Source organism: Streptomyces sp. NPDC044106 (assembly GCF_056433985.1).
Window position 1 is genome coordinate 131,281 of record NZ_JBWKFZ010000013.1, and the last position, 21,519, is coordinate 152,799.

Annotated in this window: 21 protein-coding genes and 1 pseudogene; 9 read left to right on the forward strand and 13 right to left on the reverse strand. The window is 72.0% G+C overall.

Going from position 1 to position 21,519, the window contains the following annotated elements:
• Positions 1-44: 44 nt before the first annotated feature.
• From AC07DI_RS24440 to AC07DI_RS24455, 4 genes and pseudogenes are all read left to right on the forward strand, one after another.
• Positions 45-662: a sulfite oxidase-like oxidoreductase gene (locus tag AC07DI_RS24440; protein WP_478906097.1), complete on the forward strand. Its 618-nt coding sequence runs from the start codon at positions 45-47 to the stop codon at positions 660-662.
• The gene (locus AC07DI_RS24445) at positions 655-1,422 is read left to right on the forward strand and encodes a ferredoxin reductase (RefSeq protein WP_478906098.1); all 768 of its coding nucleotides are present in this window, start codon (positions 655-657) and stop codon (positions 1,420-1,422) included. Before AC07DI_RS24440 ends, AC07DI_RS24445 begins: the two co-directional genes overlap by 8 nt.
• 116 nt (positions 1,423-1,538) lie before the next feature.
• Positions 1,539-1,673, forward strand: a pseudogene (locus AC07DI_RS24450) (FCD domain-containing protein); the annotation flags it as partial.
• 151 nt (positions 1,674-1,824) lie between these two features.
• On the forward strand, positions 1,825-2,817 hold the full coding sequence (locus tag AC07DI_RS24455; RefSeq protein WP_384251648.1) for a PAC2 family protein: 993 nt from the start codon (positions 1,825-1,827) through the stop codon (positions 2,815-2,817).
• A 76-nt stretch (positions 2,818-2,893) separates the two neighbouring features.
• Here AC07DI_RS24455 and AC07DI_RS24460 read toward each other — a convergent pair whose 3' ends face one another.
• From AC07DI_RS24460 to AC07DI_RS24480, 5 genes are all read right to left on the reverse strand, one after another.
• Positions 2,894-5,953, reverse strand: coding sequence for an NPCBM/NEW2 domain-containing protein (locus tag AC07DI_RS24460; RefSeq protein ID WP_478906099.1), 3,060 nt, complete (start codon positions 5,951-5,953; stop codon positions 2,894-2,896).
• 189 nt (positions 5,954-6,142) lie between these two features.
• On the reverse strand, positions 6,143-7,372 hold the full coding sequence (mshC, locus tag AC07DI_RS24465; protein ID WP_384251642.1) for a cysteine--1-D-myo-inosityl 2-amino-2-deoxy-alpha-D-glucopyranoside ligase: 1,230 nt from the start codon (positions 7,370-7,372) through the stop codon (positions 6,143-6,145).
• A 133-nt stretch (positions 7,373-7,505) separates the two neighbouring features.
• The gene (locus tag AC07DI_RS24470; RefSeq protein WP_478906100.1) at positions 7,506-8,327 is read right to left on the reverse strand and encodes an SCO1664 family protein; all 822 of its coding nucleotides are present in this window, start codon (positions 8,325-8,327) and stop codon (positions 7,506-7,508) included.
• The gene (locus tag AC07DI_RS24475) at positions 8,291-8,881 is read right to left on the reverse strand and encodes a DUF3090 domain-containing protein (RefSeq protein ID WP_384251636.1); all 591 of its coding nucleotides are present in this window, start codon (positions 8,879-8,881) and stop codon (positions 8,291-8,293) included. Before AC07DI_RS24475 ends, AC07DI_RS24470 begins: the two co-directional genes overlap by 37 nt.
• A gap of 124 nt (positions 8,882-9,005) precedes the next feature.
• Positions 9,006-9,692 (reverse strand): histidine phosphatase family protein, encoded by a 687-nt coding sequence (locus AC07DI_RS24480; RefSeq protein WP_384251634.1) that lies wholly within the window; start codon positions 9,690-9,692, stop codon positions 9,006-9,008.
• A gap of 61 nt (positions 9,693-9,753) precedes the next feature.
• Between AC07DI_RS24480 and corA the strand changes: the two genes are divergently transcribed.
• Positions 9,754-10,755 carry a magnesium/cobalt transporter CorA gene (gene corA, locus AC07DI_RS24485; protein WP_478906101.1) on the forward strand — a complete coding sequence of 334 codons (1,002 nt, stop codon included), beginning with the start codon at positions 9,754-9,756 and terminating at the stop codon, positions 10,753-10,755.
• A gap of 48 nt (positions 10,756-10,803) precedes the next feature.
• On the opposite strand, the gene AC07DI_RS24490 is transcribed toward corA, so the two are convergent.
• Entirely contained in the window at positions 10,804-11,397 is a 594-nt protein-coding gene (locus AC07DI_RS24490) for an MFS transporter (protein WP_478906204.1), read from the reverse strand.
• 70 nt (positions 11,398-11,467) lie between these two features.
• Here AC07DI_RS24490 and AC07DI_RS24495 point away from each other — a divergent pair, with 70 nt between their 5' ends.
• Positions 11,468-11,611, forward strand: a complete 144-nt coding sequence (locus AC07DI_RS24495) for a hypothetical protein (RefSeq protein ID WP_478906102.1) — start codon at positions 11,468-11,470, stop codon at positions 11,609-11,611.
• 31 nt (positions 11,612-11,642) lie between these two features.
• Here the strand turns inward: AC07DI_RS24495 and AC07DI_RS24500 are convergent, their stop codons facing one another.
• The 3 genes from AC07DI_RS24500 to AC07DI_RS24510 all read right to left on the reverse strand — a co-directional run bounded on the left by AC07DI_RS24500 (position 11,643) and on the right by AC07DI_RS24510 (position 14,056).
• Complete coding sequence (locus AC07DI_RS24500) at positions 11,643-11,837, reverse strand: hypothetical protein (RefSeq protein WP_478906103.1); 195 nt, start codon at positions 11,835-11,837, stop codon at positions 11,643-11,645.
• A 121-nt stretch (positions 11,838-11,958) separates the two neighbouring features.
• Positions 11,959-12,747 carry a ferritin-like domain-containing protein gene (locus AC07DI_RS24505; protein ID WP_478906104.1) on the reverse strand — a complete coding sequence of 263 codons (789 nt, stop codon included), beginning with the start codon at positions 12,745-12,747 and terminating at the stop codon, positions 11,959-11,961.
• Between the two features lie 253 nt (positions 12,748-13,000).
• Complete coding sequence (locus AC07DI_RS24510; protein WP_478906105.1) at positions 13,001-14,056, reverse strand: LLM class F420-dependent oxidoreductase; 1,056 nt, start codon at positions 14,054-14,056, stop codon at positions 13,001-13,003.
• Positions 14,057-14,225: 169 nt separating this feature from the next.
• Between AC07DI_RS24510 and AC07DI_RS24515 the strand changes: the two genes are divergently transcribed.
• Positions 14,226-15,206: an aldo/keto reductase gene (locus tag AC07DI_RS24515; protein WP_478906106.1), complete on the forward strand. Its 981-nt coding sequence runs from the start codon at positions 14,226-14,228 to the stop codon at positions 15,204-15,206.
• Positions 15,203-17,416, forward strand: a complete 2,214-nt coding sequence (locus tag AC07DI_RS24520; protein WP_478906107.1) for a helix-hairpin-helix domain-containing protein — start codon at positions 15,203-15,205, stop codon at positions 17,414-17,416. The genes AC07DI_RS24515 and AC07DI_RS24520 overlap by 4 nt, the downstream gene beginning before the upstream one ends.
• Positions 17,417-17,496: 80 nt before the next feature.
• Here the strand turns inward: AC07DI_RS24520 and AC07DI_RS24525 are convergent, their stop codons facing one another.
• Positions 17,497-18,291, reverse strand: a complete 795-nt coding sequence (locus AC07DI_RS24525; RefSeq protein WP_478906108.1) for a hypothetical protein — start codon at positions 18,289-18,291, stop codon at positions 17,497-17,499.
• 47 nt (positions 18,292-18,338) lie between these two features.
• On the opposite strand from AC07DI_RS24525, the gene AC07DI_RS24530 reads away from it, so the two are divergent.
• Positions 18,339-18,527: a DUF5703 family protein gene (locus AC07DI_RS24530; RefSeq protein ID WP_355810220.1), complete on the forward strand. Its 189-nt coding sequence runs from the start codon at positions 18,339-18,341 to the stop codon at positions 18,525-18,527.
• Between the two features lie 85 nt (positions 18,528-18,612).
• Here the strand turns inward: AC07DI_RS24530 and AC07DI_RS24535 are convergent, their stop codons facing one another.
• The 3 genes from AC07DI_RS24535 to AC07DI_RS24545 all read right to left on the reverse strand — a co-directional run bounded on the left by AC07DI_RS24535 (position 18,613) and on the right by AC07DI_RS24545 (position 21,375).
• Positions 18,613-19,476, reverse strand: coding sequence for a chaplin (locus AC07DI_RS24535; protein WP_478906109.1), 864 nt, complete (start codon positions 19,474-19,476; stop codon positions 18,613-18,615).
• A 139-nt stretch (positions 19,477-19,615) separates the two neighbouring features.
• Positions 19,616-19,849 carry a chaplin ChpH gene (gene chpH, locus AC07DI_RS24540; protein WP_384251605.1) on the reverse strand — a complete coding sequence of 78 codons (234 nt, stop codon included), beginning with the start codon at positions 19,847-19,849 and terminating at the stop codon, positions 19,616-19,618.
• 200 nt (positions 19,850-20,049) lie between these two features.
• Positions 20,050-21,375: a M20/M25/M40 family metallo-hydrolase gene (locus AC07DI_RS24545; protein WP_478906110.1), complete on the reverse strand. Its 1,326-nt coding sequence runs from the start codon at positions 21,373-21,375 to the stop codon at positions 20,050-20,052.
• Positions 21,376-21,519: the final 144 nt, after the last annotated feature.

Consider the following 21,519-nt stretch of genomic DNA (forward strand, 5'->3'; position numbering starts at 1 on the left):
AAGTGACAGCAACCCCCGAGAGCTCCCGAAGTGGCACCCACCGCATGACGTTCGAACCCACCCGCGGCTTCACCGGCCGCGCCCGAGCCGCCGACCGCGACCCGCGGCTGCCCCCGGGGCAGTACGACGCGGCCGACGGCTGGCCCGTCCTGTCCGCCGAGGTCACCCCGCGGCTCGCCGCCGCCGACTGGACGTTCCGCGTCGACGGTCTCGTCGCGGCCCCGCACACCTGGAGCTGGGACGAGGCGCACGCACTGCCCGCGTCCGAGTACCGGGGCGACATCCACTGCGTGACGAGCTGGTCCAAGTTCGGGGTGCGGTTCGGCGGGGTGAGCCTGGACACGTTCCTGGCCGCGGCCCGCCCGCTCCCCACGGCGACGCACGTCGTCGCGTACTCGCACACCGGCTACACCACGAACCTCCCGCTGTCCGACGTGACGGACGGCAAGGCGTGGATCGTCTGGGAGTACGGCGACGGGCCGCTGCCCGCCGAGCACGGCGGCCCGGCCCGGCTGATCGTCCCCCACCTGTACTTCTGGAAGAGCGCCAAGTGGGTGGCGGGGCTGCGGCTCCTCGACCGCGACGAGCCCGGCTTCTGGGAGCAGAACGGATACCACCACCGGGGCGACCCGTGGGCCGAGGAGCGTTACGCCGGTGACTGACCTCACGAATCCCGGACCCGATGAGCGTTTCGTGCCGCCGACGGCGTTCGCCGTGCCCGGCCGCATCGCGGTGAGCAACCGTTCCGCGGCCGTGTGGCAGCGGGCGACGGTCGTGGAGATCCGCCGCGAGACGCCGCTCGTGTCGACGTTCCGACTGAAGGTGCCCGACTGGCAGGGGCATCTGCCGGGCCAGCACCTGATGCTGCGGCTCACCGCCGAGGACGGCTACGTCGCCCAGCGCCACTACTCGATCGCCTCCGCGCCCGACGAGAGCGGCGAGATCGAGCTGACCCTCGACCACGTGCCGGGCGGCGAGGTGTCGGGGCACCTGCACACCGTGGCGCACGTCGGCGACACCGTCGAGGTGCGCGGGCCGCTGTCCGGCTTCTTCGCCTGGCCGGGCGACCGTCCCGCGCTGCTGCTCGGGGCCGGCTCCGGCGTGGTGCCGCTGATGTCGATGGTCCGCCACCACCGGCTCGCCGGGCTCGCCGTGCCGGTGCGCCTGATCGTGTCGGCGCGCACGCCCGAGGACCTGATCTACGCGGACGAGTACGCCGACGAGACCACCGTGGTCCTGACCCGGTCCGAAGGCCGCCTGGACGCCGGCCACTTGGCGCCCCACCTGGACGCGGCAGGACGGCCCGAGGGCGGCTGGGAGGCGTACATCTGCGGCTCCAACGGGTTTGCCGAGCACGCCTCGCGCCTCCTTGTGGAGGGCGGCCAGCCGGTGGACCGGATCCGGATCGAGCGCTTCGGCTGACCCGCTCCCCCGTCTCCCGTACGAGGCGACCGCGCCGCGGTCCATAAGCGCCTGGCGCGACGGCACGTACGTCACCAGCCTGGACCCCCAACTCCTCCTGGAGGCGCTGAGTTTAGGACGCCGTCAGCCGCACGCTGCACGAGCACCGGGCGATCCTCGCCGCGCTGCGGGACCGCGACGCGGAGGCGGCCAGGTCGTGGGCGACGGTGCACATCGCGAGCGTCGAGCAATGGCTGCGCTCCACGCTGTGACACCGCCCCGCTGCCCTGCGTGAAACCGCCGTTTCCCGGGCCCGGACGTGGGCAGTGATCACGCACTCCCCCACGCAAGGGGGCTGCGGAGGGACCCCGTGGACGCCGTAAGGTTGGGGGGTACGCAAGGGAACGTCGGAAGGAGGCCTGGGTGATCGAGCTCGAGGGGGTACCCGAGCTGGTCGACCCGGTCATGGTGGCCGCGTTCGAGGGCTGGAACGACGCCGGTGACGCCGCCTCCGCCGCGGTCGCGCATCTCGACAAGGAGTGGAAGGGCGAGGTGTTCGCGGCGCTGGACGCCGAGGACTACTACGACTTCCAGGTCAACCGGCCGACGGTCTGGCTCGACGGCGGGGTGCGCAAGATCACCTGGCCGACGACGCGTCTCTCGGTGGTCCGCGTCGGCGGCGACAAGCCCCGCGACCTGGTCCTGGTGCGGGGCATCGAGCCGTCCATGCGCTGGCGGTCGTTCTGCAACGAAATCCTGGGCTTCGCGCACGAGCTGGGCGTGGAGCTCGTGGTGATCATGGGGGCGCTGCTCGGCGACACCCCGCACACGCGCCCCGTCCCGGTCAGCGGCGTGACGTCCGACCCGGACCTGGCGCGCACCATGGACCTGGAGGAGACGAAGTACGAGGGTCCGACGGGCATCGTCGGCATCCTCCAGGAGGCGTGCACCCACGCGGGCGTTCCCGCCGTGAGCCTGTGGGCGGCCGTCCCGCACTACGTGTCGCAGCCGCCCAACCCCAAGGCCACCCTGGCGCTCCTCAACCGCCTGGAGGACCTGATCGGCCTGCGCATCCCGCTGGGCGAACTGGCCGAGGACGCGCGCGCCTGGCAGGTGGGCGTGGACCAGCTGGCGGCCGAGGACAGCGAGGTCGCGGAGTACGTCCAGTCGCTTGAGGAGGCGCGGGACACCGCGGAGCTCCCCGAGGCCTCCGGTGAGGCCATCGCCCGCGAGTTCGAGCGGTATCTGCGGCGCAGGGACGGCGGTGATGGAGGGGCGTATCTGCGGGACGCGCCCAGCGACCGCACCCGGCCCCCGAAGCCGAAGCCCACGCAGCGGCCCGGCCAGGGCGCGGAGGGCGAGAGCGACGGCGACGATTCCGGCCCGTCCGGCACGTCCGATTCCCCGGACGACTGAGGACCGTCTCGGCGTACGCACCGTCCGTGGGGCGGCGCCGGGCGGGGTACGTCCCGTCCGGCGCCGCCCAACCGCTCTACGCGCAGGTGAACTTGGCCGCGGCCCAGTCCGCGTGGTCCCCGCTCCTGGAGTTGTTGGTGTCCGTCACCTTCAGCCGGACGTGCCGGGCGCCGCGCACGTCGACGTCGACCGGGACGGTCGCCGACGCACCCGTCACCTTCGGTGACGTCCACAGCGCCCTGCCGTCGGCCTCGACCGAGAAGGCGACCTCTCCATAGCCGTCGATCTCGTCGTCGATGCCCGCGTCCGCGGTGAACTTCGAGCAGCGGCCGCCCGGGTAGACCTCGATGACGGAGTCGGCGTGCGTGCCGATCCCCTTCTCGTACGTCTTGCCCGCGAGGGTCAGTGTCCGGCCGTCGCCCGCCCCCGACTCGCCGTTGCTGCGGTCTCGTTCGGCGGGACCGTAGCCGTTGGTGGACGTCAGCCATGCCATGTCGCTCGCCCAGGTGTCCTTGCCGGGCGCTTCGGGCACCACTGCGAGCGCGAACCGTGCGGTGGCGGTGCGTTCCTGGCCCGCCGAGCGGTAGCGGGCGCTCGCGGTGAGCGGCAACTCGCCCGGTTCCGCGTCCTTGGCCGGGGTGACGGCGAGCTCGACACGGCGCGTGGTCCCGGCGGGGATCCGGCCGGCCTGCGCGGCGGTGACGGTCCACCCCTTGGGCGCGTCGAGGGTGACATCGACGCCGGTGGCGGCCCTCGTGCCCGCCGTGACGTCGACGGCTACCTTGCCGGGGGTGCCCGCGCCGAGCTCCTGACCAGCCGGTACGTTCACCGCGGCGGTCGCGCCGGGCACGGCGCCGCCGACGGCGCTGGTGTCGTCGAGCGTCAGCCCGAAGGAGCGGTCGGTGCGCCGCGAGGCCGTCTTCACCCGCACGACCCCGCCCCGGTCGTCCCGGTCGTAGAACCAGCCCTGCCGGGCGCTGTCGTACGCGCTCCTCGACGTGAACCGCGGCAGCCGGTGCCCGTCGAGCGCGACCCGGCTCGGTGCGTCCCCGGTGTGCAGCGTGAACGCGTAGGGCCTGCTGCGCTGCTTGCCATCGAACTCGCCCTTGCCGGCGCCGATCCGCACGCTCACGTCGCCCGCCCCGGAGCGCGGCGCCCGCACGTCCGCACGCTGCGTGGCGTACTTTCCGGCGCGGTGCTGCCGGGTCACGCCGTCGTCCTCGTACAGCTCGAAGGACGACCGGCCCTGCGGGTAGATGTCCCAGGCGAGCGGGGAGTCCGCCTTGCGGTCCTGGTAGGACCGTATGCCGCCCGGCCACATCGGCACGCTCGCGCCGCCCTTGACGAAGAGGGGCAGTGTGTCGAGGGGGGCGCTGTATCCGTCGATCGTGGTGGGCCCCTGGTAGGTCCGCCCGGTCCAGTAGTCGGTCCAGGTGCCCTTGGGCAGGTAGATGCCGTCGCGGGTGGCGGTGTCCCGGTAGACGGGCGCGACGAGGAAGTCCTCACCGGTCAGGAACTCGTACTTGGCGGCGTCGGTCGCGGCCCTGGGGTCATGGGGGTACTCCAGGGCCAGCGGCCGCACCGCGCCCACACCGGTCCTCGTCGCCTCGTGGGCGTACGAGTAGAGGTAGGGCAGCAGCGACTCGTGCAGCTTCAGGTACTTGCGGTTGATGGAGGTGTAGGGCTCGCCCTGTCGGAAGGGCTGCTTGTCGCTCGCGGCCCAGCCGTCCATCGTCATCGTGACCGGCAGGAACATCTTCCACTGCAGATCGCGAACGTACGTCTTGGGGCTGCCGCCGAAGATGCCGTCGACGTCACCGGTGGTGTAGGCGAGACCGGACATGGTCGACCCGGCGTACGTCGGGATCTGCCAGCGGATGTACTCCCAGCTGCCGCTCTGGTCGCCGGACCACTGCACGCCGCAGCGCTGCGCGCCGGACCAGCTCTCGGGGGCCCAGGTGAAGCCGCGGGCGTCGCTGTTGTCCTCGATGCCGCGGTAGGCGTCCTTGCAGCCGTCGAGTGCCTTCTTGTAGCCGTCGCCCACCCAGGCGACGTCGAGCTTGGCGACGCGCTGGCCCGCCCTGACCTGCTCGGCGATCTTGTCGAGGCCGTCCTCGGTCCACAGCCCCATCTTCATCCTGCGCTCCGCCAGGCCCTTGGAGACCTCGGCGAGATTCTCGTAACCGCAGCCGTAGCCGTCGTTGACGAGCATCCAGCCGTTGGGCATGTCGTGCTCGACATAGCCGTCGGCGACCTTCAGGGCATCCAGGGTGTGGCGCTCACCGCGGTTGGCGTTGTGGAGGTAGCAGTCGGCGTCGCCGATCTCCATGCCGTAGACGGGCGGCATGAAGGGCTTGCCGGTGAGCTTCGTGTACTGCCCGATGACGTCCTTGGCCGCGTCGTCGCCGCGCCCCGCGAAGTAGTAGGCGTCGAAGCGCTGTTCCGCGGCGGTGGCGGTCACGGGCTCGGCGAAGTCGTACGTGTTGGGGGCGTAGGTGTTCCGGAAGACGCCGTACCCGGCCGAAGACAGGTAGAAGGGCACGGAGTTGGGGTGCCCGCCGTCGTCCCAGTCGTAGTCGACGCCGACCTCGACCTTCTTGCCGCGGTGCGAGGTGTTGCCGCGGCCGTTCTGCATCCCGGCCCCGTAGAACTGCTCGTCCGCCCCGCGCGCCAGGCTCTGCGTGGTGGCGTCCTTGGTCCAGGAGAGCCCCTTGGACTCGGCCCAGACGCGGCTGCCGTCGGCCCGGTACAGGGCGAAACGCAGCGGCGACTTGTAGGCGCGCAGCGTCACCTCGGAGGTGCTCAGCTCGTAGCGGTCGCCCTTGTCCGCCCACGAGGTGCGCGGCGCCTTGCCCTGCGGCAGGACGATGTCCTTGCCCGCCGGGTCGGTGAACGTCCCGTCGGGCGCGAGTTCGAGCCGGAAGGTCCCGGCCGACACGAAGCTGACGCGGGCCTCGGCCCGGCCCGCGGTCAGCCGGTAGACGGGTCCTTCGTGAGCGAACCCGGTGACGTCACCGACGGTGGTCGCGGGCTCGTCGGCGGCCCGCGCGGAGCCGCCGCCGGGCCCCGCGAACGCCACGAGAAGGCCCAGGAGGGCGGCAGCGGCCGCCGATCTGCAGCGCGTGGAAGATCTCATGGCGGAGGTCTAGCGCTTCGACCGGCCCCGGGGCCATGGACTTTGCTGCCCTGCTCGTGGACTTCCGGCGGCGCACCCGCGCCCTACCGGGCGGACCCGCACACGAAAAGCCGGACGGGCGGAAGATTCCAGCCCGTCCGGCCATTGAGGGCGAGCCCGCAGGGCGATCGACCTCAGCGAGGACGACAGCTACAAGGCCACGCCGAGCAGCGCGTCCACGGCACGGGATACGACGCCGGGCGCGCCCTCGTCCGAACCGCCGTCGGCGTCCTGACGGGCGGCCCAGGCGTCGACCGCGGCGAGCGCCTTCGGCGCGTCCAGGTCATCGGCGAGGGCCTCGCGGATCTCCTCGACGAGCGCCTCGGCGGAAGGCCCGTCGGGACGGGAGACGGCCGCACGCCACCGGCCGAGCCGCTCGACGGCCTCCGCCAGAACCGCGTCGGTCCACTCCCAGTCCGCGCGGTAGTGGTGCGCGAGGAGGCTGAGGCGGATGGCGGCCGGGTCGACCCCGTCGCGCCGCAGCTTGGAGACGAAGACGAGGTTGCCCTTGGACTTGGACATCTTCGCGCCGTCCAGGGCGACCATGCCGGCGTGGACGTACGCCTTGGCGAAGGGGAACTCACCGGTCAGCGCCTGGGCGTGGGACGCGCCCATCTCGTGGTGCGGGAAGGCGAGGTCCGATCCGCCGCCCTGCACGTCGAAGCCCATGCCCAGGTGGTCCAGGGCGATGGCGACGCACTCGATGTGCCAGCCGGGCCTGCCGCGGCCCAGCGAGGCCCCGTCCCAGCTCGGCTCGCCCTCCCGGGCGGCCATCCAGAGCATCGGGTCCAGCGGGTCCTTCTTGCCCGGACGGTCCGGGTCGCCGCCGCGCTCGGCGGAGAGCAGCTTCATGGCGGCGGCGTCGAGCCCGGACACCTCCCCGAAGTGCGGGTCCGACTCGACGGAGAAGTAGACGTCGCCATCGAGCTCGTAGGCGGCTCCCATGTCGCGGAGCCGTTCGACGAGCGGCACGATGCCGGGTATCGCCTCGACGGCTCCGATGTAGTGCTGCGGCGGCAGGAGCCGCAGCGCGGTCATGTCCTCGCGGAACAGCGCGGTCTCGCCCTCGGCGAGTTCGACCCAGTCCTTGCCGTCGCGGTTGGCGCGTTCCAGGAGCGGGTCGTCCACGTCGGTCACGTTCTGGACGTAGTGAACCTGCCGCTTGGTATCGAGCCACACGCGTTGCACCAGGTCGAACGCGTTGTAGGTCGCCGCGTGACCCATATGGGTCGCGTCGTACGGGGTGATGCCGCAGACGTAGATACGGGCGACGGGACCGGGGTCGAGGGTGACGAGTCCACCGGTCGCGGTGTCGTGGATCCGGAGGTCGCGGCCCTTGCCAGGAAGGGCGGGGACCTCAGAAGCGGGCCAGGCATGCATGCCCTGAGCCTAACCGGACGGGGCGTCCGCATACGAGTGGGGATCAACGAACCGGTGTCCGGTTCCGCACTCTAGCCAGTTCCGGCGTGATGTGCGGTGCCCGTCGGCACCGGGCCGGGCCCTGCTGCTCGGGCTAGACGGGCGGCCAGGGAATCGGCGGCCAGTCCCCCGCCGGCTCCGGATGGCGCCCCGACCGCAGCAGGGCCGCCACCCGGCCCCGCAGCGCCTCGGTCTCCGCGGGGGTGATCAGCCCGGCCAGCCGCTCGGCCAGCGCGCCGCCCTCCTTGAGCCCGTCCCGCAGGGTCCCCAGTACCTCGACGGCCTCGTCCGTCAGGGGCTCCCCCGCCCACCCCCACAGCAGCGTGCGCAGTTTGTTCTCGGCGTGGAAGGTGACGCCGTGGTCGATGCCGTAGAGGCGGCCGTCGGCGGCCAGCAGATGGCCGCCCTTGCGGTCGCTGTTGTTGATCACCGCGTCGAGGACGGCGAGGCGGCGCAGCCGTACGTCGTCGGCGTGCACGAGGAGCGCCGTCCGCTCCTCGTCGACGCGCGCGAAACCGACCGCTTTCCAGCCCTCGCCCGGTTCCTCGCCGTCGACGAGGGCGAGCAGCTCCGTGTCGTCCGAGCCCTCGATCCACAGCTGGCACATGCCCTCGCCGTGCGGTCCCTGGCGCAGCACGGTCGGCGGCACCAGGTCCCAGCCGGTGGCCAGCGACACCTCGTACGCGGCGACCTCGCGCTGCGCGAGCGTGCCGTCGGGGAAGTCCCACAGGGGGCGCTCGCCGGCGACGGGCTTGTAGACGCAGGCGGCTTCCCGGCCCTCGTACGCGACCGTGCAGTACAGCACCGCGTTCGAGGCCTCGCGGATGCGTCCGCGCACGGTCAGCTCCCCGCGGGTGAGGAGCGCGACGTGGTCGGTGCTCACGCTCCCCGCCGGTATCCGTTCTGGCGCGGGCATACATGTCCTTCCGGGTCGAGCGGGAGGCTGCACAGCGGGCACGGCGGGCGTCCCGCGTTCACCACGTCGAGGGCCCGCTTGGTGAAGGCGCGGGCCTGCGCCCCGGTGAGCCGGACGCGGAGCATCGGCGGGCCGTTCTCCTCGTCCTGCAGGAGCTTCTCCTCGGCCGCCGCCAGATCGTCGTCGGTCTCGGCGTCCAGCTCGACGAGGGCCTGCGCCTCGACGATCATCCGCTCCTCCTCGCCGTCCCAGGCGAGCGCCATCGTGCCGACGCGGAACTCCTCCTCGACGGGCGAGTCGAGCGGCGCGCTGTCGGTGACCTCGGAGGGGGCGACGGCCGGCACCGCGGCGCTGCCCCCGCTGCGGCGTACGACCTCGTCGAGGAGTTCCTCCATGCGCTCGGCGAGCGCGGCCACCTGGGTCTTCTCCAGGGCGACGCTGGTCACCCGGACGCCCGCGGAGGCCTGCAGGAAGAAGGTACGCCGTCCGGGCAGCCCGACCGTTCCCGCGACGAAACGCTCCGGCGGGTCGTAGAGGAACACCTGACGGGACACGTCCTGTCTCCATTGATCGACTGCAAAGTACGGGGTGTCGCGACGGCTTCGCCGCGACGGCTGAACGGCTGCGGACGGGCTGCGGGGGCAGCTCCGGCCCGCCTCACCCTACTGCGGGCGACGATCACGGTGCGCCCGCACCGCCTCCCACCGTGGCGTCGGCGCCCGTCGCGTCCTCTCGCGGGGCCAGCGAGGCGAAGTCGCCGGTGTCCCCGAGGCGTACCAGGAAGGGCCGTAGCCGGGTGTAGCGGATGGCGGTGACGGAACAGGGCTCCACTGAGATGCGCTGGAACAGGTCGAGGTGGAGGCCGAGGGCCTCGGCGACGAGGGACTTGATGATGTCGCCGTGCGAACACATCAGGTAGACGGCGTCCTCGCCGTGGTCGCGCTCCACGCGCGCGTTCCACTCGCGTACCGCCTCGGCGGCCCGCGTCTGCATGGCCCGCATGGACTCGCCGCCGGGGAACGCAGCGGCGGACGGGTGGCGCTGGACGACCTCCATCAGCGGCTCGTCGGAGAGTTCGGCGAGCTTGCGGCCCGACCAGTCGCCGTAGTCGCACTCCCCGATGCGGTCCTCCGTGTGCTCCTGGAGGCCGGGGCGGGCGGCGAGCAGCGGCGCCACGGTCTCCCGACAGCGCTGCAGGGGGCTCGTGACGACCTCGGCGAGGGGCAGCGCGGCGAGCCGTCCGGGCAGCGCGGCGGCCTGCGCGGCGCCCCGCTCGTCGAGGGCCACACCGGGGGTCCACCCGGCGAGCAGACCGGCGGTGTTGGCGGTGGAGCGTCCGTGCCGGACGAGGATCAGCGTGGGCATGCGGTTCAGCCTAAGCGGCTCAGGGGGTGCGAAACCCGGATGGCCGGGAAGAATGCGCGGTGTGATCGTCGACTGCGCCATTTACCGAGAGGGACGCCGCACCCAGGGCCCCGAGGACTTCTCCGCTGCCCTCGACGAGGCGAGAGCCTCGCGGGACGCGTTCGTGTGGATCGGTCTGCACGAACCGACGGAGGACGAGTTCGACAAGGTCAGCCAGGAGTTCGGGCTGCACGCGCTGGCCGTGGAGGACGCCCTCAAGGCCCACCAGCGGCCCAAGCTCGAGGTCTACGACGACTCGCTGTTCATGGTGCTCAAGCCGGTCGTGTACGAGCAGGACAGCGACACCGTCTCCTCCGGCGAGGTCATGATCTTCATGGGCGACTCGTTCGTGGTGACCGTCCGGCACGGCGAGGGCGCGCCACTGGGAGCCGTACGCCATCGCCTGGAGGCCGATCCTGACGTCCTCAGGCACGGGCCCACAGCTGTCCTGTACTCGATCGCCGACGCCTCCGTGGACCACTATCTGGAGGTCGCCGACGAGCTTCAGGCCGACCTCGAGGTCCTCGAGGCGGAGGTGTTCTCGCCGGACGGCGGCAGTTCCTCACGGAACACGGCGTCGCGGATCTACACCTTCAAGCGGCAGATCCTGGAGTTCCGCAGGGCGACCGGACCGTTGGCGCTGCCGGTGGCGCGCCTCTCCGGAGCGGGCCCTTTCGGCCCCTCGGTGCCCTTCGTGGACGAGACGGCGCAGCCCTTCTTCCGTGACGTCAACGACCATCTGACGCGCGTCAACGAGTCCGTGGAGGGCCTTGACCGGCTGGTGTCGGACATTCTGAACGCGCATCTGGCGCAGATGAGCGTGCGGCAGAACGACGACATGCGGAAGATCTCGGCGTGGGCCGCCATGGCCGCGGTCCCCACGATGATCGCGGGCATCTACGGGATGAACTTCGACCACATGCCCGAGCTGCACTGGGTGTGGACCTACCCGGCCGTGATCCTCCTGATGGCCGGCATGGAAGTCGTCCTGTACCGGATGTTCAAGCGCCGCGGCTGGCTGTAGGGGGCCGGGAGCGCCCGGGATCCGTCCTTCTGCGGAGTGCGCGGTGTCTCATGAGACCCGATCGGCCGGCGGCCGGTCCCGTCCGGTCAAGCACAGTGCGAGCGTGGCCATCAGGGCGCAGCCGGTCATGCCGAGGAACAGCGGCACGACGGTATGTCCGCCTGCCACGCCCATCAGGGGAGCGACGGCCGCTCCGAGGATGCTTTGCAGTGTGCCGAGCACTGCCGAACCGGTGCCGGCCGCGTGTGGTACGCGTGTGAGGGCGAGTGCGGGGGCGGTGGCGAAGACCCGCCCGAGGCCGAGGAAGCCGATGCCGACCAGGCCGAGGGCCCACACCCGGTTGAGATTTCCTGTGGCGGGGACGAGTAGGGCGAGGGCGCTCGACATCAGGAGCACGGCAAGGCCGGTGTGCAACAGGAGCCGGGAGCCATAGCGGCTCACGAGGCGGGTCGCGGCGGCGCTGGAGGCGGTCGCGGTGAGGGCGCCGACGGAGAAGGCCATGGACGCGTCGCCGACGCTGAAGCCCAGAACGTTCTGCAGCAGGAAGGGGGAAGCGGCGATGTAGCAGAACAGGGTGGCACTGGCGAAGCAGAAGGCAAGTGTGTGGCCGAGGTAGAGGCGGTCGGTCAGGACGGGGTTGATTCGACGCGAGACCGATCCTCACGACCGTCGAGCCGTTCAGCTGTTTCCGACGCTGGACGCCCAGCACGGAATGGCTCGGATCGAGAATGCCTGGGCCGCCCTGTTCGCCGATGCCCTGGCCGCGCTGCCCGCCGATGACCGTGCCGCCCTCGCCGCCGCGACACCCGCACTGCGAGCTCTCGGCTCCGCCTTGCGAGCCCTCCGCCGCGACTGACAGCGCTGCGGCCGGGACCGAGGTGGTGTCGCTAGCGGCGGTTGAGGGCGGCGGGGTCGATGGCGACGTGCAGCCGGAACGATGCGCGCTGCCGGCGGGCGCCGGGGGCGGGCCACATGATCAGCGATTCCCCGTAGAGCTCATAGCGATACCGCCGGTCTTCGGGAAGTGCGAGGACGTCGGCGACGGTCCACGGACCGCTGTGCTCGGTGGTGGCGACGCTCATGCCGGACCTCCTTCCTCCGCCTCCTTCGCGCTGCTGTAGGCCCGGTGTGACGCACGGCCTGGTCCGCTGTCGCCGGTTACGCCTGCGCGGCCGGGCCCCGGCCCCGGCCCCGCCCCCGGGGTCAGGTGAACTCGGGGGCCGGTGTCGCGGGGCCGCCCAGGGCGTCGCGCCGCGTGGGCGTCTTCAGACAGACCATCCGCCGCCAGCCGCAGGACCGCTCGAAGCCGTACATGGCGTGCACCCCCGCGGTGAGCAGCTGGCGCTTGGCGTGCGGCCAGTGGAGGATGCGTCCCATGCGGTCCAGCACGGCGAGGCTCACATCGCGGTGGACGCGGATCTCGGTGAGCGCGCACTCGCGCAGGATGCGCTGGATGGCGCGGCCGTGCCCGACGGACGCGAACCGCAGCAACTCCTCGTGGCAGTACGCCAGGTGGTTGTCCTCGTCGTGGGAGATCATCCGTACCGCCCGGCCAATGTCCGGGTGGTCGGCGAAGTACCTGAGCAGCAGCCGCATCTGCTCGGACGCGCGCTGCTCGGTGACCCTGCTGTGCGCGAGGTACGTGACGAGGTCCCGCACGGTGAGCGGCCTGTCGGTCCTCAGCCGGTCGTGGGCGAGGCCGATGCCGTGCCGCTCGAGGAGCATCGTGTAGTCGGTCTCGTGCGGGACATCGGCCGGCCGCAGGCCGCGCTTCTTGAGCAGCGCGTGGAAGATCCTGCCGTGCTTGTCCTCGTCGGCGCCGTGCCGGGCGATCTTGGGGGCGAGCGCGCGTTCGCTCTCCGGGACGAGGGCGGCGATGCGGCCGTTCTCCCAGCCGCCCTGGGCCTCGCCGCTCGCGGCGATGGAGCAGAAGAGCCGGAACGACTCGTCGTGGTCGAGGATCTCCCCGAAGACAGCCTTGGCCGACAGCATCAGCCGACACCTCCATGCCCTGTGCGTGAACCTCCCCTCAGGCCACTCAAGTGCGAGGTTCCCCGCCGGGCAACAGGTGTACGGGTCCGCTCCGCCGAACGAAGGACACCCCGCCGCCGCCAGGCCGTAACCGCGGGCCCCCGTGGTGCGTTGTTCTCCGTGACGGCCGTGGCGGGGAAGACCCCCCGAGCCCCCACCACGGCCGCGGACTTCCCCGCTCGCCTCTTCCCTTACGTTGCCTTGCGCTCGCCCCTCACGTGAGGTCGGCGCGCTCCAGTGCCTCGGTGCCTGCGCGCAGCGCGGTGAGCCGCTCCTCCAGCGTGAAGCCCGCGGGGGCCAGGGTGAGCGTGGTGACGCCGGCAGCGGCGTAGGCCCGCATCCGGTCGGCGATCCGGTCCACGGAACCGAGCAGCGTGGTCGAGTCGATCAGCTGCCGCGGCACGGCGGCGGCAGCGCCGTCCTTGTCGCCGTCCAGGTACTTGTCCTGGATCTCGGCGGCCTCCTTCTCGTATCCCATGCGCCGCGCCAGCTGGTTGTAGAAGTTCTGCTTGCGGCTGCCCATGCCGCCTACGTACAGCGCCGTGTACGGCCGGAACATGTCGGCGAGCGCGTCGACCTGTGAGTCCTCGCCGACGGCCAGCGGCAGCGTCGGGACGACGTCGAAGCCCTCCATCGTCTTGCCGGCCTTCTCACGCCCGGCGCGCAGGTGCCGGATCGCGGTGTCCTCGAGGTGCTCGGCGGCCGGGAAGATCAGCAGGGCGCCGTCGGCGATCTCGCCGGTCTGCTCCAGGTTCTTGGGGCCGATCGCGGCGACGTACAGCGGGATGTGCTCGCGCTGCGGGTGGACGGTCAGCTTGATGGGCTTGCCGGGGCCGCCGGGCAGCGGCAGCGTCCAGTGCTCGCCCTCGTAGGAGAGGCGCTCGCGGGTCATGGCCTTGCGGACGATCTCGACGTACTCACGCGTGCGGGCCAGCGGTTTGTCGAACTTCACGCCGTACCAGCCCTCGGAGACCTGCGGCCCGGAGACCCCGAGGCCGAGGCGGAAGCGGCCGCCGGAGAGCGAGTCGAGGGTGGCGGCCGTCATCGCGGTCATCGCGGGCTGCCTGGCCGGGATCTGGAAGATCGCGGATCCGATGTCGATGCGTTCGGTCTGCGCCGCCACCCAGGACAGCACCGTCGCGGCGTCCGAGCCGTACGCCTCGGCGGCCCAGCAGACCGCGTAGCCCAGATTGTCGGCCTCCCTGGCGACGGCGAGATTGTCCGCGTCCATCCCGGCGCCCCAGTAGCCGAGGTTGATCCCGAGCTGCATGACCGATCCCCTTACCGCTGTACTCATGAGTAACGTGCCTGTGCGGGGACTGTAGCGCGCGGTGCGTGATCCGTCAGGAGCGCCGGGAAGGGTGGTGCGGTTCTCCACAATCGCTGGTTTGTCCACAGGCCCGCCCCTCGCCGGGATCCGGCCAGTAATCTCAGCGCCCATGGAGCAGAGGCATCTCGGCCGCACCGGCCTTCGCGTGTCCCGCATCGGACTCGGCACCCTCACCTGGGGTCACACCGAGGAGAACGACGCCGCCGACCTGTTGAAGGTGTTCTGGGAGGCGGGCGGCACCCTCGTCGACACGGCCGATGTGTACGGCGACGGGGAGGCCGAGTATCTGCTCGGGCGCCTGATCGAGCGGCTCGTGCCCCGGCGCGACCTGGTCATCGCGACCAAGGCGGGCAGCGTGCCGGACCCCGAGCGGCGCTTCGACGGTTCGCGCGGCCATCTGCTCGACGCGCTCGACGCCTCACTCATCCGGCTCGGCACGGACTACGTGGACCTGTGGCAGGTGCACGCCTTCGACCCGGCGACACCCCTGGACGAGACCTTGCAGGCCCTCGACATAGCGGTCAGCAGCGGACGGGCCCGCTATGCGGGGGTCTCCAACTTCTGCGGCTGGCAGCTCGCCAAGGCCGCGACCTGGCAGCTCGCCCTGCCGGGCACCCGCACCCGGCTCGCCAGCACGCAGATGGAGTACTCCCTGCTGCAACGCGGCGTGGAGCGGGAGGTGCTGCCCGCCGCCGTCGACCTGGGAGTGGGTCTGCTGCCCTCGTCACCGCTCGGCCGCGGCGTCCTCACCGGCAAGTACCGCCGCGCGACGCCCGCCGACTCGCGCGGCGGCTCCGACCAGCTGGCACCCTTCGTCGCGCCCTACCTGGACGACGCGGCGGGCCGCATCGTCGACGCGGTCGCGACGGCCGCCGACGGGCTCGCCGCCTCCCCGCTCCAGGTCGCCCTCGCCTGGGTGCGCGACCGCCCCGGCGTGACGGCCCCGATCGTCGGCGCGCGCAACGCGCAGCAGCTCACGGCGGCATTGTCAGTGGAGACCCTTAGTCTTCCTTACGAGATCTGCCAGGCGCTCGACGACGTGTCGGCGCCCGTGCACCGCTATCCCGATCACGACTGGAGCACGCTGTGAGTACGGAACCCGCCGCCGCAGAGGACCCGGGGGCCGCTGCCGCGGAGCAGACGGAGTCGCCGGGCGCGCAGGACGCCGCGCCGGAGGCACCGGAGGGCGGCGCCTCCGCCGACGCCCCGGACGCGGGCACCAGCGAGGGCACGGACGCGGGCGAGGCCAAGGGCGAGAGCACCGAGCTGTCCGAGACCGAGGCCGAGATCGCCGCACAGCGGGAGCTGCGGGAGCGCATCGAGCAGCGGAAGGCGTCGAAGGAGGGCCCGATCGAGGCGGGCACGAAGCTGAGCGGCACCGCCGCCGACCTGCTCGCCGCCGTGCGCGCCGTGGAGAGCGGCGAGAAGCCCGTCGCGAGCGCCTTCCGCGATCCGGAGCCCGCACCCCGCAGGCCCGCCCCGTCCCACGCTCCCGAGCCCGTGCGTCCGCGGCAGACCGCGTCGGCGCAGCCCGCCGAGGAGACCGTGCAGGAGATCCGTGCCGTGCTCGCCGAGGGTGGCGCGCCCGCCGCTCTCGCGGAGCAGGCGGCGGCCGCGCTCGGCGAGGGCGCCGGGGAACGACTGCGCGCGGACCCCTGGCAGTTGCTGCGGGTCTTTGGGGTGCGGCCCGAGCAGGCCGACGGGTTCGCCAGGGCCCTGCTCGGCCCGGAGTGCGGGCCCGGTGACGAGCGCAGGGGCCGCGCGATCACCGTATGGCTCCTGGAGCAGGCCGCCGTCGCGGGGCACACGGCGCTCGACTCCGCCGCGCTGATCGCCGCCCTCGGGCAGCGTGCGGTGCCTGATCCGGACGCGGCCGTGCAGAGTGCCGTCGCCGAGGGCGACGCCCTGGTCTTCCAGGACGCCCTGGAAGGCGCCGATGTGCCCGTCCAGCGCTCCGACGAGGGCGCCCATGAGGGTGCGGAGGACGCGGACGGCGAGCCCGAGCGCCCGGTCCGGATCCTGATCGGACTTGAGCGGTACGCGCTCGCGGAGGAGAGCCTCGCCGACGGCCTCGCCCGGGTGATCAACGCGCTGCCCAAGGAGGAAGGACCGGGCCCCGCCGCCGACTGGGAGAGCGCCGCGGCCGGGGCGTCGGGGTCCGCGGCCGAGCTGATCCGCGCCGTCGCCGGGCACGGCCTCGTGCTGCACTCCGGCGGCGAGGAGGCGCGCGCCGAGCCCGCCACGCTGGTGGCCGCGGCGTCGGCCATGGGCCTGCGGGTGTGCGCCGCCGCCCACAGCGCCGACGGACGCGCCCGCCTCGCACGGGCGAGCGGCGCGGAGGGGGCCGCGGTGACCGTGGCGGGGCTGCTCTCCGGCGCCGAGGGTCCCGGCCGCGACGCGGACGGCGCGCTCGCCCTCGACCTCCTGGTCGTCCTGGACGCGCCGCAGCTGGAAGTGGAGAGCGCGGCGATGCTCGTCGAGTCCCTGCCGGACGGCGCCCGCCTGGTGCTCAGCGGCGATCCCGGGGTGCTGTGGTCCGCGGGCCCCGGCCGCGTCTTCGCCGACCTCGTCGCCGCGCGTTGCTGCCCGCAGGTCGTCTCGCGCACCCCGGACCCGGGGCCCATCGGCGAGCTGACGTCCGGCATCGGCATCGGCGAGCTGAACCAGGTCGACGCGCCCGGCAAGGAGGTCGTCCTCGTCCCGGTGCGCGACGCCGCGGAGGCGATCCACCGCACCGTGCAGCTCGTCGCGGACTCGGTGCCGAGGGCGATCGGGGTGCCCGCCGAGCAGACGCAGGTCATCACGCCGGGACACGGCGGCGCCGCGGGCACCCGGGCGCTCAACACCGCGCTGAAAGAACGGCTGAATCCGGGCCCCGGCCGCTTCGGCGGCTTCGACCCCGCCGACCGCGTCGCGCACGTCCCGGCGGCCGGCCGTACCGTGCTCGGCCGTGTGGTGCGGGCCGACGCGGAGGGGCTGCACCTGGAGTGCGACGGCGCCCCCGTGGTCGTCCCCAAGGAGCGGGTGGAGCGGGAGGTGCGGCACGCGTGGGCGCTCACCGCGCACCAGGCGGCCGGGCTGCGCTGGCCCGCGGTGGTCGTGGTGCTGCCGGGCGACGCGGCACAGGTACTGACCCGGCCGTGGGTGTACACGGCGTTCACCCGCGGTGAGCGGCACCTGTCGGTGGTGCAGGGCGTGGAGCAGGCGCTGCCGCGCGCGGTGGCGGAGCGCCTCTGGAAGGACCGTACGACGCGCCTGCAGACGCTGCTGCGCCCGCAGGTGCCTGCGGCGACGGCCTGAGCGGGCCGCTTCCGCGGTGAGTGCGCCCGCCGCCCCGAGTCAGCGGCGGCGGGCGCAGAAGCGATACGCCGGGAGGGCCGTCAGCGGCCGGCCCTGTGGACGTCCCGCCCTTCCTCGTCCGCCTCACCCTCGTCACCGGCGTCCTCATCGCCGTCGGCGTCGATCTCGTCGATCTCATCAATCTCATCGATGGGGACGGCCACATCCGGGTCGATGTCGATGTCGACGTCCGTGTCGAGGCCGTCGAGCCCGAGCCCCTCGTCGTCCAGTTCGTCGTCGAAGACCACGCTGACGTCGAACCGGCACACGACGCGGTGCGGGTCCGCCTGGTCGAAGGGGGCGTCGAGCCACTCCCCCGGCTCGGCGGGGGTGTCCACCGCGGTGACCCAGAGCGTGGAGTCGCCCTCCTCCAGGCCGAACTCCTTGTGCCGTGAGGAGATCTCGTCCGGTTCGAACTCGCCGAAGAGGACGCCGAGCGCACTGTGCACGGTGTCGGCCGAGCCGGCGCCCCGTCCCACGCCCGCGTCGAGGTCGGCGACCCGCTGGGCCTGGGCGAGCAGCCGCTGCGGCTCCGCCACGGTGTAGTCGCGGCGGATCAGCACGCTCAGCGCGTTCGCCTCCTCCGGGCCCTGGTACGGCGGGAGCGCGTCCTCCGTGCCGGGGATCTCGAAGGGCGTGACCTCGTCGTAGCGGTCGTAGAGGAGTTCGTCGTACTCCTCGGCCGCGGAGGCGAGTGCGTTGAACGCTTCGTAGACGGCCGGATCGTCCTCGCCCGACCTGCGTTCGACCGCGGCCAGGTGGCGGTCGAGCGCGGTCTTGACCGCCTCGGCGGCGGCGCGTACCTCGGCAGCGGTGGGCTGCGCAGCATCAGACATAGTGCAGACGCTATCCGTACCGGGCCCATGCCCGCACAATAGATGCGATGCCGGAATACGAATTTGTCGACGTGTATGTACCGCGCGGGGTCACCCGCAAGGAAGCCACACGCCTGCTGACGGACCACGCGGAGTACGGACACTGGGAGTTGGACCGCCTGAGACTGCACCCCGACGGCAGCCGCAGAGTGCGGCTGAAGCGACGGATCATCCGCCAGGTGAGGGCTACCTGGTGAGAGCCGTGCGCCGGGCCTGGACGCGGAACGGAGCGGCTCCCGCCGTCGCGGGACCCGCTCCGTTCGCCTGCCCGTGGGCGGCGGCTCAGCCGGTGGCCCGGGCCCGCCGGTAGAGCACGGTGCCCGCGAGCAGCGCCCCCGCGCCGAGCGGCAGCGCGAGGCCGAGCGGCAGCTCGCTGCCGGTCGACGCGAGCTGCGCGAGCCCCTCCGGCGGAACCAGTCGCGAGGTTCCCTCCGGCGGTACGAGCTGCGAGGTTCCCTTGGGCGGCGTGAGGTTCTGCGCGCCCGGGTGGTTCGGGACGACGTGGTCCTCGGCGCTGCCCGGCGGCCGGGGAGCGTGCGGCTTCCCGGGCTTGCCGTGGTCGTCCGGGCCTCCGGGCTTGCCCGGGTGCTCGGGCTTACCCGGGTGCTCGGGCTTCCCCGGGTGACCGGGCTTCCCCGGGTGCTCGGGCTCGCCCGGGTGACCGGGGTGCGTCGGGGGCTTTCCGTGGCCCGGCGGCGTCACCGACGTGCCGGGTTCGTTGGCGCATTCGTTGCCCATGGCTGTGTTGCCGAGGCCGCCGATGGTGACGCTGTTGCCGCAGACGTTCACGGGGACGTCGATCGGCAGCTGCACGTTGTTGCCGGAGCCGACGCCGGGTGAGTTGCTGCTGCTCCCGTGCGCCGACGCTCCGCCGCCCGACTTGTGCGGTCCGCCGCCCCCTCGGGAGGGGTTGGCGCAGTGGTTGCCCGCCGCCGGGTTGAGGACGCCGACCACGTTCACGGTGTTGCCGCACACGTTGACCGGGACGTCGACGGGGAGCTGGACGGAGTTGCCCGACACCACGCCGGGCGAATCCGAACTGCTGCCGACGGCTCCTGAATCCGCGTGTGCGTAACCGCCGGTCGCGGCGAGAACGCCGGTCGCGGCCGCCACAGTCATCAGGCCTTTGCGCGTGACCTGTCGCATAGCTGTTTCCTGCCTTTTGCCTACCGGAAGACGCCCGGACGTATTCGCCCGGACGTGGAATGCCCGTCGGCCCCGGAGTGCATGGCACGCACTCCGGGGCCGACGGACTCAGACCCTCATGGGGCGAGACGCAACACCGTCACTTGTTGACGCAGACGTTGCCGAAGGCGGGGTTCAGCAGCCCGATCACGGAGACCGTGTTGCCGCAGACGTTCACCGGCACGTGGATGGGAGCCTGGACAACGTTGCCCGAAAGCACGCCGGGGGAGTTCACGGCGGCACCCTGGGCGCCGGCGTCAGCGGTGGCGAAACCCGCGCCCGCGAGCACGAGGCCACCCGTGGCTGCCACAGCGGCGACGATCTTCTTGATCATTATTCCTCCTTGTTGGCAATGCAGTCCCAGCCGCGGACTGCATCACCTGTAACGAGAAGGAGGTAGTGGGGCTACGAGCCTATGGTTCCTTTCACTCTTCTCAGGCAAGTACGCACGCGCTGACGATTATTGGAGAGTCGTTTCAGCACGTAAGAAGCCGCTTTCCGAACGATTCCCGGACGCTTCCCGGTCGGACTCGGTCAGGAAGCGTCGATGAACCGGTCGAGCACCCGGACGCCGAACTTCAGGCCGTCGACCGGCACCCGCTCGTCGACGCCGTGGAACATGCCCGCGAAGTCCAGCTCCGGCGGCAGCTTCAGCGGCGCGAAGCCGAAGCCGCGGATGCCGAGGTCGTCGAAGGACTTGGCGTCCGTGCCGGCCGAGAGCATGTACGGCACGGCACGGGCGATCGGGTCCTCGGCCCGCAGGGCGGTCTGCATGGCGTCGACGAGCGCGCCGTCGAAGGTGGTCTCCAGAGCCTTGTCGGCATGGACGTCCTCGCGCTTGACCCGGGGGCCGAGCAGCCGGTCGAGGTCGGCCAGGAACTCCTCCTCGTAACCCGGCAGGTAGCGGCCGTCGACGTGCGCGGTGGCCTGCCCGGGGATCACGTTCACCTTGTAGCCTGCGCCGAGCTGCGTCGGGTTGGCGGTGTTCTGCAGGGAGGCGCCGATGAGCTTGGCGATGCCGCCGAGCTTGGCGAGCGTCTCGTCCATGTTCTCCGGGTCGAGCTCGGTGCCGAGCGCGTCGCCGAGCTCGTCGAGGAAGTGCCGCAGCGTCTTGGTGACCCGTACCGGGAACTTGTGCCGTCCGAGCCTGCCGACGGCCTCGGACAGCTCGGTGATCGCGTTGTCCTTGTGGATCATCGAGCCGTGTCCCGCGGTGCCGTCCACGGTCAGCTTCATCCAGTGCATGCCCTTCTGGGCCGTCTCGACGAGGTAGAGCCGCAGGTTCTCGTTGACCGTGAAGGAGAAGCCGCCGACCTCGCTGATCGCCTCCGTGCACCCCTCGAAGAGACCGGGGTGGTTGTCGACGAGGTAGCGCGCACCGTACGTGCCGCCCGCCTCCTCGTCCGCGAGGAAGGCGAGGACGATGTCCCGCGGCGGCTTGCGGCCGCTGCGCATCCGCTCGCGGACAACAGCGAGGGTCATCGCGTCCATGTCCTTCATGTCGACGGCGCCCCGGCCCCAGACGCAGCCGTCCGCGACCTCCCCGGAGAAGGGATGGTGCGTCCAGTCCACGGCGTTGGCGGGCACGACGTCCGTGTGGCCGTGGATGAGCAGCGCGGGCCGCGACGGGTCCTCGCCCTCGATCCTGGCGACCGTGGAGGCCCTGCCGGGGTGGGACTCGAAGATCTTCGGTTCGAGACCCACCTCGGCGAGTTTCTCCGCGACGTACTCGGCGGCCTTGCGCTCCCCCGGGCCCGAGTGGTCGCCGTAGTTGCTCGTATCGATCTGGATCAGTTCGCGACAGAGGTCGACGACCTCGTCCTCACCGGTGACGGCCTTGCCCGTGCTGGACCCGCTCACGCTGGTTCCTCCCGCATTCGCTGCTGGTGGTCCCCCTCATCCTCTCTCTCCGCGGCTCCACGCCCAAGGGCGGGCGGGTGTCGTCATCAGCAGTTCACAGCGGGTGGCGGGGGTGATCGGGCACCCCTGGAGGCCTGGTAATGT